At 64.8% G+C, this 17857-nt stretch carries 12 protein-coding genes; all 12 read left to right on the top strand.

Annotated features, from left to right (window positions below):
• Positions 1-61 precede the first annotated feature (61 nt).
• Positions 62-1534: a type VI secretion system-associated FHA domain protein TagH gene (tagH, locus tag BM300_RS28050; RefSeq protein ID WP_092464568.1), complete on the top strand. Its 1473-nt coding sequence runs from the start codon at positions 62-64 to the stop codon at positions 1532-1534.
• Between the two features lie 68 nt (positions 1535-1602).
• Positions 1603-2109, top strand: a complete 507-nt coding sequence (gene tssJ, locus BM300_RS28045) for a type VI secretion system lipoprotein TssJ (protein ID WP_003206918.1) — start codon at positions 1603-1605, stop codon at positions 2107-2109.
• A gap of 15 nt (positions 2110-2124) precedes the next feature.
• Positions 2125-3459: a type VI secretion system baseplate subunit TssK gene (gene tssK / locus BM300_RS28040; RefSeq protein ID WP_092464566.1), complete on the top strand. Its 1335-nt coding sequence runs from the start codon at positions 2125-2127 to the stop codon at positions 3457-3459.
• Between the two features lie 6 nt (positions 3460-3465).
• Positions 3466-4776, top strand: a complete 1311-nt coding sequence (locus BM300_RS28035) for a DotU family type VI secretion system protein (protein WP_063323777.1) — start codon at positions 3466-3468, stop codon at positions 4774-4776.
• The gene (gene tssM / locus BM300_RS28030) at positions 4773-8273 is read left to right on the top strand and encodes a type VI secretion system membrane subunit TssM (RefSeq protein ID WP_092464564.1); all 3501 of its coding nucleotides are present in this window, start codon (positions 4773-4775) and stop codon (positions 8271-8273) included. Before BM300_RS28035 ends, tssM begins: the two co-directional genes overlap by 4 nt.
• The gene (gene tagF, locus BM300_RS28025) at positions 8270-8923 is read left to right on the top strand and encodes a type VI secretion system-associated protein TagF (RefSeq protein WP_092464563.1); all 654 of its coding nucleotides are present in this window, start codon (positions 8270-8272) and stop codon (positions 8921-8923) included. The genes tssM and tagF overlap by 4 nt, the downstream gene beginning before the upstream one ends.
• Positions 8924-9655, top strand: a complete 732-nt coding sequence (locus BM300_RS28020; protein WP_072348199.1) for a PP2C family protein-serine/threonine phosphatase — start codon at positions 8924-8926, stop codon at positions 9653-9655.
• Positions 9652-12750 (top strand): serine/threonine-protein kinase, encoded by a 3099-nt coding sequence (locus tag BM300_RS28015; RefSeq protein WP_092464561.1) that lies wholly within the window; start codon positions 9652-9654, stop codon positions 12748-12750. Before BM300_RS28020 ends, BM300_RS28015 begins: the two co-directional genes overlap by 4 nt.
• The gene (locus tag BM300_RS28010; RefSeq protein ID WP_092464559.1) at positions 12750-13466 is read left to right on the top strand and encodes an ABC transporter ATP-binding protein; all 717 of its coding nucleotides are present in this window, start codon (positions 12750-12752) and stop codon (positions 13464-13466) included. The genes BM300_RS28015 and BM300_RS28010 overlap by 1 nt, the downstream gene beginning before the upstream one ends.
• Positions 13466-14662: an ABC transporter permease gene (locus BM300_RS28005; protein WP_092464557.1), complete on the top strand. Its 1197-nt coding sequence runs from the start codon at positions 13466-13468 to the stop codon at positions 14660-14662. Before BM300_RS28010 ends, BM300_RS28005 begins: the two co-directional genes overlap by 1 nt.
• On the top strand, positions 14655-16382 hold the full coding sequence (locus BM300_RS28000) for a formylglycine-generating enzyme family protein (RefSeq protein ID WP_092148322.1): 1728 nt from the start codon (positions 14655-14657) through the stop codon (positions 16380-16382). Before BM300_RS28005 ends, BM300_RS28000 begins: the two co-directional genes overlap by 8 nt.
• Positions 16383-16467: 85 nt before the next feature.
• Positions 16468-17409, top strand: a complete 942-nt coding sequence (gene tagQ, locus BM300_RS27995; RefSeq protein ID WP_092464555.1) for a type VI secretion system-associated lipoprotein TagQ — start codon at positions 16468-16470, stop codon at positions 17407-17409.
• The last annotated feature ends 448 nt before the right edge of the window (positions 17410-17857 follow it).

Genomic DNA, 17857 nt, shown 5'->3' with positions numbered 1-17857 from the left:
AGTCGGGGCTTCAATCCTCACTTCACCCGCCCGCGCGCGAAGTATTCAGCAAGGAGGCAAGATGCCGCTGTGTTTGACTATCACTAGTTATCACAAGATTACCCCGGGCCAGTGTTCTGAAAAGTCCATGGATCAGGGGGTGATGGCAATTGGCCGTAATTCCGATAATGACTGGGTATTGCCGGACCCTGAGCGTCTGGTTTCCGGCAAACATTGCGTTATCCAATACAAAGATGGGCGTTATTACTTAACCGATAACAGCACTAATGGTGTGGAATTGGTCAAGGCCGGTGTTCGCCTGCGCAAGGGCAACAGCGAACCCCTGCAAGACGGCGAAGTGATCCGCATCGGTGATTATGAAATCCAGGCGCGCGTCGATTTCAGCCTGCCAGTCACCGACAGCAACCCGTTCGCCGAATCGCCCAGCACTTTCGAGGCCTTGATGGGGCGCCAGGGCGCCGCGGTGCATGCGCCATCGCCGATTCCAGTGGCTGCGCCTGCGCATTTCCAGGGCGGGTCGGCCATGGACACCCTGCCGGACCTGTTCGATTTCTTGAGCCCGAGCAGTGTCCCGCCGGCCACCCAGCCTGACCATGTGCCGGCCGAGCAGCACAACTTCCGCCCGCCGACGCCGATTCCCCGGCCGAGCCCGCCGCCCGTGGTGGCGCCGGTGATACCGCCGTCTGCCTCGATGATTCCGGACGACTGGGACCCCTTTAGCGACAAGCCGGTGGCGGTGGCCCCGCAGCCCGTGGCCCCGCCGCCTGTGCCGCTGCCGCCCGTGGTTGAGCCGGTCGCGACGCCTGCCCCGCAGGCTCCGCTCGCCGACATCTTTGCTGAAATCAGCGCACCGCCGCCGGCCCCCGTGCCTGAAGCGTCGGTCACCCGCGTCGAGCCCCCGGTCGCACCTCCGGTTGCTCCGGCTGTCCCGGCCGAGGCCGCCCAACCCGACTTGCTGCAAGCTTTCCTGCGCGGTGCCGGGCTGGACCAGTTGCGCCTGGACAAGGCCAACGCCGAAGCACAGATGGAAAGCATCGGGCGCAGTTACCGGTTGATGGTCGAAGGCCTGATCGATGTATTGCGCGCCCGCAGCAGCCTCAAGGGTGAGTTCCGCATCCAGCAGACGATGATCCAGCCGGTGGAAAACAACCCGCTGAAATTCGCCCCCAACGTCGATGAGGCCCTGTTGTTGCTGTTGCGCCACGGCAATCAGGCGTTCATGGCCCCGGACGCGGCGGTGCGTGACAGTTTCGATGACTTGCGGGCCCACCAACTGGCGGTAATGGCTGGTGTGGAAGCGGCCATCAAGCATTTGCTGGGGCGCTTTGAGCCGGCGCAACTGGAAGAACGCATGGCCAAGCCCGGTGGGCTCTCGGGTATTTTCAGTGGCTCGCGACAGGCCCAGTACTGGCAGCAGTTCACCGAGCTCTACAGCAACATTTCCCGGGAAGCCCAAGAGGATTTCCAGGACCTGTTCGGTCGCGAGTTCAGCCGCGCCTACGAAGAACACAGTACGCGACAGCGACGCCGCTAAGCGGCGCCGTCCCATAACAAGATTGATCGGCACACAACGGATAGCTCAAACGTCATTGAGGACGCAGGATGATTCCCAGGTTTTTACTCGCAGTTGCCACCGTGCTTCTGCTGACGGCGTGCGCCAAGGATGCGGCCAACCCCCAGCCCGAAGAAGCTGAGGCCGACACCGCCGCCATCGAGCTGCACTTTCACGCCATTGCCGGCCTCAACCCCGGCGCCACCGGCCAGCCGGCCCCGGTCCGGGTGCGCATTTTCGAACTGAAAAATGCCGCGACCTTCGGTCGTGCCGATTATTTCGCCCTCGCCGAACGGGCCCAGGCAACGCTGGGCGCCGACCTGATCGACCAGGACGAGGTGCTGATCCAGCCCGGCCAGCAATTGAGCCTGCAACGCGACCTCGATCCGGCCACGCGGCATATCGGAATACTGGTGGGCTATCGCGAACTGGACCAGTCGCTGTGGCGCACGGTGATGAATGTCCCGGCGCGCGAATACACCGAATACCAGATCAGCCTCGATGTGCGCGCCGTGCGCAGCGCCGTCGTCGTCCCCCCATCCAGCCCTGCCCAATAAGCAATCGGAGCCCCCATGTCCTGGAACAATCGCGTGGTCTGGTCGGAAGGCATGTTCATTGGAACGCAGCACTTCCAACAGCATGACCGTTACCTGGAAAACCTCATCGACGCACGCAGCCGCCCGTTGTCGGCCGGCGCCTGGGGTTTTTCCGAATTGCTGATCGACCAGGGCCTGCTGGCCCAGGGCAAGCTGGCGATCATCTCGGCGCGCGGCCTGTTGCCGGACGGTACGCCCTTCAACATTCCCCAGGATGACCTGGCGCCCACCCCGCTGAACGTCGATGACAACCTGCGCGATGGCCTGGTGTACCTGGCCCTGCCGCTCAAGCGCGCCGGCGCCCGGGACACCGTGGACGAAGGCGAAGACCTCGGCGCTGCGCGTTATGTGAGCCAGGTGTGCGAAGTGCGCGACGACAACGCACCGTTCGAAAACCGCGCACCGGTGGCCCTTGGCTCGCGGGCGCTGCGGCTGCTGACCGAACAGGATGGCATCGGCGACTACGCCGCCATCGGTGTGGTGCGCATCAAGGAAAAACGCGCCGACCGTGCCCTGGTGCTCGACGACACCTACATCCCGCCACTGCTGGATGTCATCGCCTCCAAACCGCTGTCGGCGTTTCGCAGTGAACTGCTGGGCCTGCTGCATCAACGCGGCGAAGCCCTGGCCGGGCGGGTGGTGGCGTCCGGCGCCGGTGGCGCCTCGGAAATTGCCGATTTCATGCTGTTGCAACTGGTCAACCGCGCCCAACCGCTGATCCAGCACCTGAGCCAGTTGAGCCCACTGCATCCCGAGCGTTTCTACAGCGAGCTGGTAAGCCTGGCCGGGGAGTTCTCCACGTTCACCGCGTCCGGGCGACGACCGCAGCAATACCCGCCTTACCAGCACGATGACCTGGCGCTCAGCTACGCGCCCGTGATGCAGGCCCTGCGCGAAGCCCTGTCGATGCTGATCGACAGCAAGGCGACGCCGATTCCGATTGTCGAGAAAGCCTACGGCATCCACGTGGCGATGCTGGCCGACAAGACCCTGCTCGACAGTGCCAGCTTCATCCTGGTGGTGCGCGCCGACGTGCCGGCCGAGACCCTGCGCGGCCGCTTCGGCCAGCAGAGCAAGGTCGGTTCGGTGGAGCACATCCGCGATCTGGTCAACCTGCAACTGCCGGGCATCGGCCTGCTGCCGTTGCCGGTGGCGCCACGGCAGCTGCCGTACCACGCCGGCTCCACTTACTACGAGCTCGACCGCGGCAGCGATCACTGGCAGCAGCTGAGCAACTCTGGCGGCTTCGCATTCCACATCGCCGGCCAGTTCCCAGGGCTGAACCTGGCCTTCTGGGCGATCCGAGGATAAACCGCGATGAGTAACGACGATCGTACCCAATTCATGCCGACGCCCGGTGGCCGTGGTGGAGATCCCTTCCGCCCGGACGCTGGCCGGCCACAGCCGACGCCTGCGCCTGCACCGCTGTCGATGCCAGCCGCGCCGGTGCTCACCGGCAAGGCCGAGGGCCTCAACCCGCTGGAAAGCGCCGCCGGCCCGTTGCTGGCGCTGCTGACGCGCCTGCGCAACACCATTGCTCACCCGGCGCCGGCCAGTTTGCGCGCACAACTGCTGGCTTATCTGCGCCAGTTCGAAGAGCGCGCCGAGGCCGCCGGTGTGGTGCGCAACGATGTGTTGCTGGCCCGCTACGCCTTGTGCACCGCGCTGGACGAAGCGGTGTTGAGCACGCCGTGGGGCGGCACCAGCGATTGGGGCAAGCAAAGCCTGTTGATCACCGTGCACAACGAAGCCTGGGGCGGCGAGAAGGTGTTCCAGTTGCTGGAGCATTGCCTGCAAAGCCCGCGCGAGCGCCTGTATCTGCTGGAGCTTTTGTACCTGTGCATGTGCCTGGGTTTCGAAGGGCGCTACCGGGTGATGAACGACGGCCGCAGTCAACTGGAAGCGTTGCGTGAGCGCACCGCCGCCGTCATCCGCAGTGCCCGTGGCGATTACGAGCGCGAGCTGTCGCCGCACTGGCGCGGTGTCACCGTGGCCCGTGATCGACTGGCGCAATTCATGCCGCCATGGATCGCCGTGGCCATCGGCGCGGCCTTGCTGCTGGCGCTGCTGTTCGGCCTGCGGATGAAACTGGCCTCCGATGCCGAGCCGGTGTTCAAGAACATTCACTTCCTGGGCGAAATCCCGGTACAGACCATCGACCGCCCCGTGGTGCAGCCGAAAGTGGTCGAGCGCCCACGCCTGGCAGGCTTTTTGGCTGATGAAATCCGCGCCAACCGGATTGCCGTGGAAGACGCCGTTGACCGCTCGGTGGTGACCATCCGCGGCGATGAACTGTTCGCCTCGGGCAGCGCCAGCATCAAGGACGACTTCCAGCCGCTGATGCTGCGCATCGCCGATGCGGTGCGCAAGGTCAAGGGCCAGGTCCTGGTTACCGGGCACAGCGACAATCGGCCGATCGCCACCCTCCGGTTCCCGTCCAACTGGGCGTTGTCCGAAGCGCGGGCCCAATCGGTGCTGCAAATTCTTTCGGCCAAGACCGGCCAGCCCGAGCGCTTCAGCGCCGAAGGCCGCAGCGACACCGAGCCGTTGGCATCCAACGCCACCCCAGAGGGGCGTGCGCGCAACCGTCGGGTTGAAATCACAGTATTGGCGGAGGGGGTCGAGTGAAGGCGTTTTTCAGTTTTATGACCCGCTGGGTCATCCCATTGCTGGGGCTGATCGCCCTGAGCCTGATCATCTGGTTCGTTGGCCCGCTGCTCGATTGGCTGGTGCCCGAAGGCCGCCGCTGGGCCTTGATCGTCCTGGTGTTCGCGGTATGGATCGCCTACCGGGTGTTCCGCATCATCCAGGCGCGCCGTCAGGCCGCCGAAGTGATGCGCAGCCTCGCCGCGCAAACCCCACCGGACCCGACCAGCATCGCCACTGCCGAAGAGCTGGAAACCCTGCGCCAGCGCATGGACGAAGCCTTGGCCCTGCTCAAGAAAGCCAAGCTGGGCGGTGACGAACGGCGCAACCTCTATGAACTGCCGTGGTACGTGATCATCGGCCCGCCGGGTTCGGGCAAGACCACCGCGCTGGTCAACTCCGGGCTGCATTTCCCCTTGGCCGCGCAACTGGGCGCCGGTGCGGTACGGGGTGTCGGTGGTACACGCAATTGCGATTGGTGGTTCACCGACCAGGCGGTCCTGCTCGACACCGCCGGGCGCTACACCACCCAGGACAGCGACGCGACCATCGACAAGGCCGCCTGGCTGGGCTTCCTGGGCCTGTTGAAAAAACAACGGGCCCGGCGCCCGATCGACGGCGCGTTCATCGCCATCAGCCTGTCCGACCTGCTGTTGGGCAGCGATGCCGAGCGCGCCGCCCATGCCGCCGCAATCCGCCTGCGGATCCAGGAGCTCTACACCCAACTGGGCGTGCGCTTCCCGATCTACCTGATGCTGACCAAGCTCGACCTCGTGCCCGGGTTCATGGAGTATTTCGACACCCTGAGCAAGGAAGAGCGCGCCCAGGTCTGGGGCATGACCTTCGCCCTGGACGATGGCAAGAGCAGCGACAGCCCACTGGCGCACCTGCAAAGCGAATTCACCGGCCTTGAGCAGCGCCTCAACGACCGCTTGGTGGAACGCCTGCAACAAGAGCGCGACCCGGCGCGGCGCGACCTGATCTACGGCTTCCCGCAGCAGTTCGGCGCCCTGAAGGATTGCCTGCAAAGCTTCCTCGAAGGCGTGTTCAAACCCAACGCCTTCGAAGAGCGCGTGTTGCTGCGTGGCGTGTATTTCACCAGCGGCACCCAGGAAGGCAGCCCGATCGATCGCCTGATCGGCTCCATGGCCCAGAGCATGAACCTGGACCGTCAGCACCTGGCGCGCCAGACCGGCACCGGGCGCAGTTACTTCATCGAAAAACTCTTCACCGCCGTGGCTTTCGCCGAGCGCGGGCTGGTGGGCGTCGACCCGAAAGTCGAGCGTCGGCGCAAGTGGATCGCCCGCGGTGTTCTGGCCTCCACCGTGGTGTTGGTGCTGGTGGTCAGCACGTTGTGGTGGGTCAGCTACCGCGCCAACCAGGCCTACATTGCCCAGGTCGATCAGAAGGTCGCGCCGTTGGGTCAGACCGTGCAGAACCTCAGCCCGGCGCAACGGGATGTGCTCGCGGTGTTGCCATTGCTCAACGCCGTGAAGCATCTGGCCGACGACGCCCCGAGCTGGGCCGAAGGCTTGGGCCTGTACCAGGGCGACATGCTCGAAGCCGAGTCCGGCAGCGTCTACCGCAAGCTGCTGATCGCGGTGTTCGCGCCACGTCTGCTGACGCGCATCGAAGAGCAGCTGCACAGCGGCGGCAATTCGGATTTCCTCTACGAAGGCTTGAAGGCCTACCTGATGCTCGCCGACACCGAGCATTACGACGCTGACTTCATCAAGGCCTGGATCGCCCTGGATTGGGACCGCAGCCTGCCGCGTGATTTGCCGGCCGAGCAGCGCCAGGCCCTGACCGCGCATTTGCAGGCACTGTTCGAACGGCGTCCGCCCCTCGCGCGCCTGGACCAGCGCCTGGTCGAAGACCTGCGTCGCCAGTTGCAGCAATTGCCGGTGGCCCAGCGGGTCTATGACCGGATCAAGCGCCAGAAACTGCCCGAAGGCATCCCGGACTTCCGCATCAACGAAGCCGCCGGGCGTGACGCGGCGCTGGTGTTCAGCCGCAAGAGCGGCAAGCCATTGGGCGAGCCGCTGAGTGGGTTCTTCACCGTCAAGGGCTACCGCCAAGGCTTCTTGCTCACCAGCCTGAGCCAGACCGGCACCCTGGCTGAAGAACAATGGGTGCTGGGCCATGAACAGGCCGATCAGCAGAACGTCGCCAGCCTGGCCGCCGATGTACGTCGCCTGTACTTCCAGGATTACCTGCGCCAATGGGACGCCTTGCTGGCCGACATCGACTTTGTGCCGATCACCAGCGTGGCCCAGGCCGCCGATGTGCTGCGGGTGATTTCCGGTCCGACCTCGCCGTTGAAAAAGCTGTTGGTGGCGGTGGCGAAGGAAACCGACCTGCAACAGGATGAACGCCTGCTGGCCGCCCAAGGTGCGCCGGTAGAAGGCGGCGTGGACAAACTCAAGGAGCGCCTGGGCAGCTTGCTCGGCCAGGAGCAGGCGACGCAAAACGCACCGGCGCAAAGCGATGACCCGATCACCGCGCACTTTGCCGAGCTCAACAGCATCGTCAGCAAAAGCGAAGGCGAGCCGGCGGCCATCGATGGCTTGCTGGCCGACATGAACGCTTTGTACGTGCAGGTCAGTGCCATGGTCGGTGCCAGCGGCGACGCCTTGCTTGGCGAAGCCAAGAACCAGGCCACGGCCGCCGCTACGCGCGTCAGCCTCAACGCCGAACGCCAGCCGCCGCTGGTGCAGGGCCTGGTCAAGTCGGTGGTCAACTCCACCACCAACAGCATGATGGGCGGGGTGCGCAACCAACTGAACGCCGCCTGGACCAGCGAAGTGGTGAACATCTATCGCCAGTCCCTGGCCGGGCGCTATCCGATGTCGCCAGGCAGTGCGCGGGACGCGACCCTGGATGATTTCGGCCAGTTCTTCGGCGTCGGCGGGGTGATGGACAACTACTTCCGCAAGTACCTGCAACCCTACGTCGACACTTCGACTCCGACCTGGCGCTGGCAGCCGGGCGCGGCGCAGAAGCTCGGCATCGCCCCTGGCGTGCTGCAGACCTTCCAACGCGCGGCGACCATCCGCGATGCGTTCTTCCGTTCCGGTGGCACGCAGCCGATGGTGCGTTTCGAGCTCAAACCGGTGGCGATGGACTCGACCATCACCCAGTTCCTGCTCGACCTCGACGGCCAACAGTTGAGCTACGACCACGGCCCAAGCCGCCCGACCGCCATGCAGTGGCCGAACCCGGGGAGTATCGGTGTGGTGCGGATCTCGATCATGCCGCCGTCGTCCAATGGTCGCTCCGGCATCACCCTGGACGGGCCGTGGGCCTGGTTCCGACTGCTGGAACAATCGGACCTGACCGCCGGCAACTCGCCGGACCGCTTCAACCTGCGGCTGCGGGTCGATGGTGCCAGCGCTTCTTACGAGCTGCGGGCCAACAGCGCCTTCAATCCATTCAAGAGCCGGGTGCTCAGCGGCTTCAGCCTGCCGGAGCGGCTATGAGCACACCGGGCTTCTATGGAAAGTTGGCCAGCCGCGGGGATTTCGTCAGCCGTGGCTTGCCCCAGAGTTTTATCGGCCCGTGGGATTCGTGGTTGGCGGCAGGTTTACTTGCCAGCCAGACCAGCCTCGGCGAGCGCTGGCTGGATGCTTATCTGGTCAGCCCGCTGTGGCGCTTCATGGTCGCGCCGGGCGTGTGTGGTCCGGAGGCCGCGGTTGGGGTGGTGATGCCGAGCATCGACCGGGTCGGCCGTTATTTCCCGCTGACCGTCGCGGTGCTGCTGGAGCCCGACGCGGACCCGGCGTCCGTGGTGGGCGGTGCGGACGAGTGGTTCGAGCGGGTCGAGAACCTGTTGCTGAGCACGTTGAGCGTGGAGGCCAGTTTCGAGGCGTTCAACGAACAGCTGGAAACCCTCGGTAGCCCGATGCACCTGCCGCGCACGCCGAGCAGCCGTTTCGCCAGCCTGCATCGCTTCGACGCCACCGACCCGCAGCGGCGCATGAGCGCCCTGGCCGAGGCGGCCTGCGAAGGCGCGAGCCTGTGGTGGGGCCAGGGATCGGAACGCATTGCCCCGGGTTTGATGCGCTGCCAGGGATTGCCGGCGGCGGCTGATTTTGCGCAATTTTTGCTTGGCCAAGAAGGTGTTGTGTAGATGCGTCCAAGTGCCGGAAAAGCAATCAAGTCTGCAAGCAAGAGCCATGTCGGGATGGTCCGCCAGGTCAACGAAGACGCCTGCCTGGACCTGCCGGAAAACGGCCTCTGGGTGGTGGCCGACGGCATGGGCGGGCACGCGGCGGGCGACTACGTCAGCAGCCTGATCGTCGACAGCCTGCGCGGCATTGCCGTCGGGCGTTCGCTGGACGAATACGTCGCGGCGCTGCAAAGCGACCTGCTGCGGGTCAACGCCGCCGTGCGGGAAGAAACCGCCAACCGTGGCGTGACGATGATGGGCAGCACCGTGGTGGTGTTGGTCGCCCGCGACCTGCGCGGCATGTGCCTGTGGGCCGGTGACAGTCGTTTGTACCGCTTGCGCGACGGTGTGCTCGAAGGCATCTCCCGAGACCACAGCTACGTCCAGGATCTGCAGGACAGCGGCCTGCTCAGCGAAGCCGAGGCGCGGGTGCACCCGCGGGCCAACATCGTTACCCGGGCCATTGGCGTCGAGGCGCAACTGAACCTGGCGCTGACCGAGCTGCTGCTGGTGCCTGGCGACAGCTACCTGTTGTGCAGCGACGGGCTGACCAAGACCGTTGAAGACGATGAGATCCGCGAAGTATTGAGCCACGACGAGCCCGGCGAAATCGTCAGCAGCCTGGTGTCCCTGGGCCTGATGCGCGGCGCGCCGGACAACATCACCGTGGTGGTCGTGAAGGTGCCGTCATGAGCTTGACCCTGAACATTGTCATCCCCGGCTACGACATCGAAGGGCCGATCGGTGAAGGCGCGATGGCCAGCGTGTACCTGGCGACCCAGCGTTCGCTGGAACGCAAGGTGGCGTTGAAAGTGATGGCCGCCGCGCTGGCCGCCGACCCGACCTTCTGCGAGCGTTTCCTGCGCGAAGGCAAGACCCTGGCGCGCCTGTCGCACCCGCACACCGTCACCATCCATGACATCGGCAACGTCGGTGAGCTGTATTACATGGCGATGGAGTACCTGCCCAACGGCACGCTCAAGGAACGCATCGCCGCGGGCCTGACGCCGGAGCAGGGCCTGACCTACATCCGCCAGATCGCCTCGGCCCTGGGCTATGCCCACGGCTTGGGCCTGGTGCACCGTGACGTCAAGCCGGCCAACATCCTGTTCCGTGCCGATGGCACGGCGGTGCTCTCGGACTTCGGTATCGCCAAGTCCCTGGACGACCGCACCCAGTTCACCCAGGCCGGCTTTGCGGTCGGCACGCCCAGCTACATGAGCCCGGAACAGGCCCGTGGACAGGACATCGATGGCCGCGCTGACTTGTACGCCCTGGGCGTGGTGCTCTACGAAATCCTCGTCGGCAAACTGCCGTATACCGGCAACGATGCACTGTCCACGGCCCTGGCGCACCTGACCGAACCGTTGCCGGAACTGCCGGTGCACCACGGCCGTTACCAGGACGTGCTGCGCAAGCTGCTGGCGAAGGATCCGGCGGAGCGTTTCCCGGATGCGGCGGCGTTGCTGCGGGCGCTGGATAACCTGCCAGACGAGTCGGCGCAAGCGACGTTGATTCGGCCGTTGTCGTTGCAACTGCCGGAGACGCCGAAACCGGTGGACGACTTGGCGGGTTTGACACCCATGTCCATCGACATTCCCAGCGGCCCGGCTTATTCACCACCGCCGCCACAATCGCAGCCCAAGCCCGTTGCGCCGCCGATAAAACCGACGGTTCAATCCTCGGTGTCGGAGCAACGCAAGGGCCCGGTGTTCGCCCTGGCCGCCGTTGCGGTCGCCGTGGCGCTGGCGCTGGGTGGCGCGGGTTATTGGTGGTTGTCCGGTGATGATGGCAAAGCAGTGAAGACGCCAGTGGCCACGACCACCTCGGTCAAGCCACCGGAAGCGAAACCGCCGAAAGCCCCGGAAGTACCAGCGGTCAAACCACCCGTTGTCCCCGCGGCTCAGCCACCCGTGGCGACCGAGGCCGATGGCGGCCAGCGTCCGCTGTTGATGGCGGGCAAGAAAACCCTGTTCCAGCGCGTGCTCAGCAAACCGGGGGCGAAGCTCGCCGACGCGCCGGGCGCGGCACCGGGCAAGGCACTGCCGGCGTTTTCCGTGCTGTACGTCTATCAGCGCAAGGACGTCGACGGCAGTGCGTGGGTGCGGGTCGGCGCCGCCACTGACGGGCGCAGCGACGGCTGGTTGCCCGCCGCCCAGGTCAGCGACTGGAAGCAGAGCCTGGTGCTCAAGTTCACCGAACGTTCTGGCCGTGCGCCCGTGATGTTCCTGCGTCAGCCAGGCGACGTGGAAAAGCTCCTGGCTAACCCATCGGCGGCCAAGAACGTGTTGCTCAAGGCCCAGCAGAGCCCGCAGGACGACCAGCAAGTACTGGCCCTGGAGCCGGCTGCCAGCGCCGTGCCGCAGAGCCAGTTCTACTTGTTGCCGATCTTCGATTCCCGCGAGAGCCTCGATGAGAACGGCCAGCCGGTGCAGTTGCTGAATGTGGCGTCGATCGATCCGGGCAACACCCCCAAGGCGTCGAGCAACACGCCGATCACCACCGCCAACGCCGACGCGTTCCGCACCGCCGTGGTGCTGGTGGTGGACACCACCGTGTCGATGCAGCCTTACATCGACCAGGTGCGCGACGTGGTCCACGAGCTGCAAACCCGCATTGCCGAGCGTGGCGAGTTGGACAGCGTCAGCTTCGGCATGGTGGGGTTCCGCAGCAGCATCAAGAAAACCCCGGGCCTGGAATACGTCGCCAAGACCTTGATCACCCTGGAGCAGGGCCGCGACCCGCAACGCTTCATGGAGCTGGCGCGCCAGGTCAAGGCATCGACGGTGTCGAGCCATTCGTTCAACGAAGATGCGTTTGCCGGGGTCATGGAAGCCGTCGAAGGCATGGACTGGTCCGGTTATGGCGGGCGTTTGATCCTGTTGGTCACCGACGCCGGGGCCCTGCGCAAGAACGATCCATTTGCCGCCACGCAAATGAACGAGGCCGAAGTGCGCCAGGCCGCGCTGGGCAAGCAGATCAAGATCTACGCCTTGCACCTGCTCAGCGACGCCGGCAAGAAAACCCACGCCGGCGCCCAGAGCCAGTACCGCACCCTGACCGCCGACGCCAACCCGCAGATCGGCGACCTGTACATTCCGGTGCCGGGCGCCGATGTGCGCAAGTTCGGCGAGCGCGTCGACGAAATCGGTTCGGTGTTCGCCGACCTGGTGCACCAGGTGCGTAGCAACAAACCGCAAGCCGTGCCGCTGTTGAGCGCCGCGCCGAGCCTGGCGGATAAATCGGCGGCGGTCGGCTACGCGATGCACATGGACTTTTTGGGGCGTAAATCCGCCAGCCAGGCGCCGCAACTGGTCAGCGCCTGGACCGCCGACCGCGACCTGACCAACCCGGCGCTGCCGGCGTTCCAGGTGTGCGTGATGCTGACCAAGCTGCAACTCAACGACTTGCAGCAGTCGCTGAAGCTGATCGTCGACGCGGCCCGCAAGACCCAGAGTTCGCCCAAGGATTTCTTCCAGGAAATCGCCAGCGCCAGCGCCTACATGAGCCGCGACCCGTCGGCCCTGCGCAAGGGCGGCAACCTGGCCGACGGCGGGATTCTGGGCGAGTACCTGGAAGGGCTGCCGTACCGCAGCAAGTCGCTGAACATGACCCAAGACTTGTGGTTGTCGTTGAGCGTGGCCGAGCAGGAAGATTTCATCGACGAGCTGGATTCGAAAATCCGCCTCTACGAAACCTTCCACAACGACCTGGCGAACTGGGTGCGCTTCGGCGACGCCGAGCCGGGTGATGCCTTGTACCGCGTTCCGTTGTCGACGCTGCCGTGATGCTGACCCTCAACGCAGTGCACAAAAGCCGGGGCACCGGCAGCCAGCGCTACAGCCTGGTGATTCCACGGCTGCACTTGCACGGCGGTGAACAAGTGGCGGTGGTCGGCCCCAGCGGCTGCGGCAAAAGCACCTTGCTCGACTTGCTCGCGCTGGTGCTGGCGCCGGATCAGGCCGGGCGCTTCGACTTCACGCCCGCCAACACACCGCTGGACATCGCCAAATTGTGGCGTGGGTCGCAACAAGGCACCTTGGCCGAGCTGCGCAGTCGTCACCTGGGTTATGTTCTGCAAACCGGCGGCCTGTTGGGCTTCCTGGACGTGCGCGGCAACATCGAGTTGTCGCGAAAACTGTTGGGCTTGAAGGATGACGGCAGCGTGACGCGCCTGGCTGGGCAGTTGGATATTGCCGATCAACTGGACAAAAAACCGGCGGACTTGTCCGTCGGCCAGCGCCAGCGGGTCAGTTGCGCCCGCGCCCTGGCCCATGGCCCGCGCCTGCTGCTGGCGGATGAACCGACCGCCGCCCTCGACCCGCTGAACGCCGAGCGCGTCATGCAGTTGCTGGTGGCCCAGGCCCGCGAACATGGCGTGTGCTGTGTCGTCGCCACCCACGACGAGGCGCTGGCCCGTGCCAGCGGTTTGCAGGTGCGGCGCATCAGTTGCCGTCGCGATGTCGACGGCGGTGTCACCGCCACCCTCGGGGAGGCTTGCTGATGCGTGGCGCGCTGGTGGCCTCCCTGGCCTGGCAGGATTACCGCAACGATGCTTGGCTGTCGGCCTGCTCGGTGTTGGCGCTGGTGGCGGTGGTGGCGCCGTTGCTGGTGTTGTTCGGCCTGAAGTTCGGCTTGGTCAGCAGCCTCACCGAACGCCTGCAGAACGATCCGGCCACGCGGGAAATCATCCCCTTGGGCGGCGGTCGCTTCAGTGCCGAGTTCGTCGAGCAATTGAGCCAGCGCAGCGACGTGGCTTTTGCCTTGCCGCGCACTCGGCAGATCGCCGCCACGGCGGACTTGAGCGGCGATGCTTCGGTCGTCACGGTCGAGATGATTCCCACCGCGGCCAACGATCCCTTGTTCGAGCATTTGCCGGTGCCGCAAGGCCTGGATCAAGTGGTGCTCAGCCAGACCGCCGCCGAAAAGCTCGGCGCCAAGGCCGGCGATTGGGTGCAGGCCAGTTTCGGTCGGCAGGTGGCCGGTCGCAGCGAGGCGCAGCGCACTCGCGTGCAGGTATTGCACGTGCTGCCCCTGCAAGCCTTCGCCCGCGACGGTCTGTTTGCACCCCTGGCCTTGCTGGAGGCCGCCGAGGATTACCGCGATGGCCGCGCCGTGCCCGCGTTCGGCTGGCCGGGCGATGCGGTGAGTGTGGCCGGGCAACGGCTCTACCCGGCGTTTCGTTTGTATGCCCGCAGCCTCGGCGACGTCGAGCCGCTGCGTCAGTATTTCGCCGGGCAGAACCTATTGGTCTCGACCCAGGCCCAGACCATCGCACAAGTGCAATCGCTGAGCCGCAATCTGTCGATCGTGTTCTGGATCATCGCCGGGTTGGCCTTGGCCGGCGCGTTCGCGGCGATCTTTGCTGGTGCCCTGGCGGCGGTCGAGCGCAAGCGCCGGGAACTGTCGGTGTTGCGCCTGCTGGGGGTGTCCACGGCGGCGCTGTTGCTGTTCGTGGTGTTGCAGGCGCTCTACAGCGCCACCTTTGCGGCCCTGCTGAGTGCCGGCTTGTATGGCCTGGCGCAGTCGGGCCTGAATTATTTATTTGCACAGATGCCCGGCGAATACGCCAGTCATCTGTTGGTGCGTCACTACACCTTGGCCCTGGTGGCCGTGCTCGGCGTCAGCGCTGTCGCGGCGGCTTGTGGTGGCTGGCGGGTGGCGCGCATCCAGGCGTGTGAAGGAATTCGTGATGTATAAGTTATTGGGCGCCGCCGTGGCGTTGAGCCTGGCCAGTTTGGCCTGGGCCGATGAAGGCACCGACAAGTTGGACAACCCCAAGCCGTTGCCCGATGACGTCAGCCTGCCGCTGCCGTGCGAAGGGCAGATGGTGTTTCGTTACGTCTACATTCTCGCCCAGGGCACCCTGGACGACCGCGAGATCAGCCTCGGTTACCCGTTCAGCGAAGGCGAGGCGGGTTATCAGCAGTCGTTCATTTCCGGCTACCGGCGCGACTTCATCAACGGTCAGTTCACCCTCAAGGACCTGCCCAAGGACTGGAACACCACCATCACGCCGTTGATGCCCAAGACCGACGCCAAGACGCCGCTCAAACCGATGCTGTACTTCATCGGCAAGTACGAGGTCACCGCGCGCCAGTACGCCCAGGTCATGGCCCAGGCGCAATCGCTGGCCAGCGGCGAACCGGCGCCGGCCTGCGAAACCTTGCAAGCCGATTTGCCCCAAGGCGTGGCCGGGCGTTTGCCCAAGGTGAAACTGTCGAAATTCGAGGCCGAGCGTTTCTCGGCGGTGTACAGCGCCTGGCTGATGAAGTACCACAAGGACCTGCTGCCGGTGAGCGGTCGCGGCACTTCTGCCGAAGATGGCGGGCTGGGTTTCGTGCGCTTGCCAACGGAAGTCGAGTGGGAATTCGCCGCCCGTGGCGGGCAAGCCGTGAGTCGTCAGGACTTGGAAGGGCGCCTGTTTCCGCGGCGCCTGGAAGGCAGTGAAAGCGACGGGCCGCTGGCCGATTGGGCGGTGTTCAATCAGGTCGCCGGTGGCACTGGCCAGGCAGCGCGGCTGATGCCCATCGGCACCAAGCTGCCGAATCCGATTGGCCTGTTCGACGTGGTCGGCAACGCCGCCGAGATGGTCCAGGAATCCTTCCAATTGGTGCACGCCGGTCGCCGCCAGGGCGCCTATGGCGGCTTCGTGGTCAAGGGCGGCAACTACCTGGAAGGCGAGGGCACGCTGTTCACCGGTATGCGCCGCGAGTACCCGTTGTTCGCCGCCGACGGCACTGAGCAAAGCAACGAAACCACCGGTTTTCGCGTGGCCGTCGGGGCGTTGTCGGCGCCGCGTTCGCGCTACAAGGAACTGTTCGCCCAATGGCAGAAAGAAGGCCGCCTCGCGTCGCTGACCGATGCCATCGACGACGCCGATGACCCGACCAAGCGCCTGGACAGCATCATCGCCGCCAGTGTCGACCCGCGCCTGCAAGCCGAACTGGGCCTGGTCAACGAAGAACTCAAGCGCAACGTCTCGCTCATCGCCCAGCAGCGCGAGGAAGCGGCGGGCAACCTGATCCAGTCGTCAGCCTTGGTGGCCGAGACCGTCAACAACTACAACATTCGCCTGACCAATCTGCAGAACAGCCGGCAAGCCGCCCTGGACGCCAAGGACGAGGCCAGCGCCCAGCTGTTTGCCACAGCCATCGACAATGGCCGCAGCGCCTTGGACGGCGCGGTGGCGATTTACATCGACAACCTGGCCACCGGCACGCGTTACACCGATGCGGTGATCCAGGCGCAGTTCCAGCGCATCAAGGAAGAATTGGAGCGCAAGCCGGTCCTAGGCAAGAGCCTGGTGGCGCGTGCAACGTTATTCGTTCGTCATGTCGGGGATTATCGTCAGCAAAAACGAGCCGACCCGGCGGCGATATTGAAGGAATTGCTCGCATCGAACGCTCAGCGGTCTTGAGTGTTCGTTGTCAGCGAGCTTGGAAGGGACTCAGGCGGCAATGGGGCTGCGCTGAGCTGGTCAAAACTTAAACGAGAACACCACTATGCTTTTCTCCCGTAAACCTTTTGCTTCGGTTTCCAAGCGTCACTTGCTGATGGTCGCTGTCGGCTTCAGCACCGTACTGACCGGCTGCGCCACGTCGCCGACTTCCAAAGTCGCCTCGAGCACCAAGGTCGAGTACTACCCGAACTGCTACGAGCCGGTGCAGCACCTGCGCTCCACTGAGGGCAGCATGACCAAGTCGGTGGTTACCGGCGCGGCCGTTGGTGCAGTGGGTGGTGCGCTGCTGGGCGCCCTGACCGCCGACAAGGAAGACCGTGGTCGCAACGCGGCCATCGGTGCTGCTGGCGGCGCCCTGGCCGGTGGTGCAGCCGGTTACTACACCGAGCGCCAGAAGCAGATCGCCGATGACAACCAGCGCATCGCCTCCTACGCCGCTGATGTCAATAAAAGCGTCTCCGACATCGACCGCAGCACCGCCTACGCGAAGACTTCGCAGCAGTGCTACCAGAATGCGTTCAGCAAGCTGGTGGCTGACCGCAAGGCCAAGACCGTCAACGACACCGAAGGCCGTAAGCGCCTGGCGGAAATCGTTTCCGGCCTGAAAGAGTCGAACGACCTGATCGTTGCGGTCAATGGCAAAGCTTCCGAAGACCTGAACAACTACACCCAGGCCTATGAGAAAGACTTGCAGCAGGTGGGTGTGCAGCGTACTGACGTGGTGACTGTGGCCACCGCCGATACCACGCCGGTCGTGGCTCAGACCACCAGCAAGACCAAGAAGATTGTGAAGCCGGCGAAAAAACCACCGGTGTTGCCAACCGTGCCGAAAGAAGCGGTGACCACCGAGAAAACCCTGCAGACCGCCAAGGCCAAGCAGGATGAGAGCAAGCAGGTCGCCAGCGCGGGTACCACTCAGGTCAATAGCATGTGCAAGAACCCGGACCTGGGTGACTGGGCACCGGTTCCTTGCCCGAATGTTTGATTGAGGTTGTTTTGTGGGGGGGTACATATCCGTTGCTGCGGTAACGGCTGCTTAGGGTTCCGCTCTTACAGCGGGTCACTTTCGAAAAGCGCGAAAGTAACCAAAGCGCTTGTGCCCCACCACTCGGTGCCTCGCTAGGGCTCGGCATGCCCGAACGTAGGCATTGCTCCGTGGGCCGCCGCGAAGGGCCATCCATGGCCCAGCGCGGCTATCCCGGCATCCATGCCGGGATGCCCACTGCGCAATACCTACGTTCGGCCATCGTGGTTAACGGGGCGCCGAGATCAACGTCCACCGCGAGGCGGCCTGATAGCCGGCCTGGCTCTCTCTGTCGTACTCCGATCCAATTGTGGGAGCGAGCTTGCTCGCGATGGCGTCGGTTCAGCTTGCATCAATGCCAGCGCTACCCCTTGGCGTCAGGCGCCGCCATCCCCTTGTTTTCCAGATC

This window comes from Pseudomonas sp. NFACC46-3 (assembly GCF_900114515.1).
Taxonomy (GTDB): domain Bacteria; phylum Pseudomonadota; class Gammaproteobacteria; order Pseudomonadales; family Pseudomonadaceae; genus Aquipseudomonas; species Aquipseudomonas fluorescens_Q.
This window is presented reverse-complemented; position numbering and strand designations above follow the sequence as displayed.

Coding starts and splice junctions, on each gene's coding strand:
- BM300_RS28000 (WP_092148322.1), top strand. CDS start 14,655: ATGTATAAGTTATTGGGCGCCGCCGTGGCGTTGAGCCTGGCCAGTTTG.
- BM300_RS28035 (WP_063323777.1), top strand. CDS start 3,466: ATGAGTAACGACGATCGTACCCAATTCATGCCGACGCCCGGTGGCCGT.
- BM300_RS28020 (WP_072348199.1), top strand. CDS start 8,924: ATGCGTCCAAGTGCCGGAAAAGCAATCAAGTCTGCAAGCAAGAGCCAT.
- BM300_RS28005 (WP_092464557.1), top strand. CDS start 13,466: ATGCGTGGCGCGCTGGTGGCCTCCCTGGCCTGGCAGGATTACCGCAAC.
- BM300_RS28010 (WP_092464559.1), top strand. CDS start 12,750: ATGCTGACCCTCAACGCAGTGCACAAAAGCCGGGGCACCGGCAGCCAG.
- tagF (WP_092464563.1), top strand. CDS start 8,270: ATGAGCACACCGGGCTTCTATGGAAAGTTGGCCAGCCGCGGGGATTTC.
- tagH (WP_092464568.1), top strand. CDS start 62: ATGCCGCTGTGTTTGACTATCACTAGTTATCACAAGATTACCCCGGGC.
- BM300_RS28015 (WP_092464561.1), top strand. CDS start 9,652: ATGAGCTTGACCCTGAACATTGTCATCCCCGGCTACGACATCGAAGGG.
- tssK (WP_092464566.1), top strand. CDS start 2,125: ATGTCCTGGAACAATCGCGTGGTCTGGTCGGAAGGCATGTTCATTGGA.
- tssJ (WP_003206918.1), top strand. CDS start 1,603: ATGATTCCCAGGTTTTTACTCGCAGTTGCCACCGTGCTTCTGCTGACG.
- tagQ (WP_092464555.1), top strand. CDS start 16,468: ATGCTTTTCTCCCGTAAACCTTTTGCTTCGGTTTCCAAGCGTCACTTG.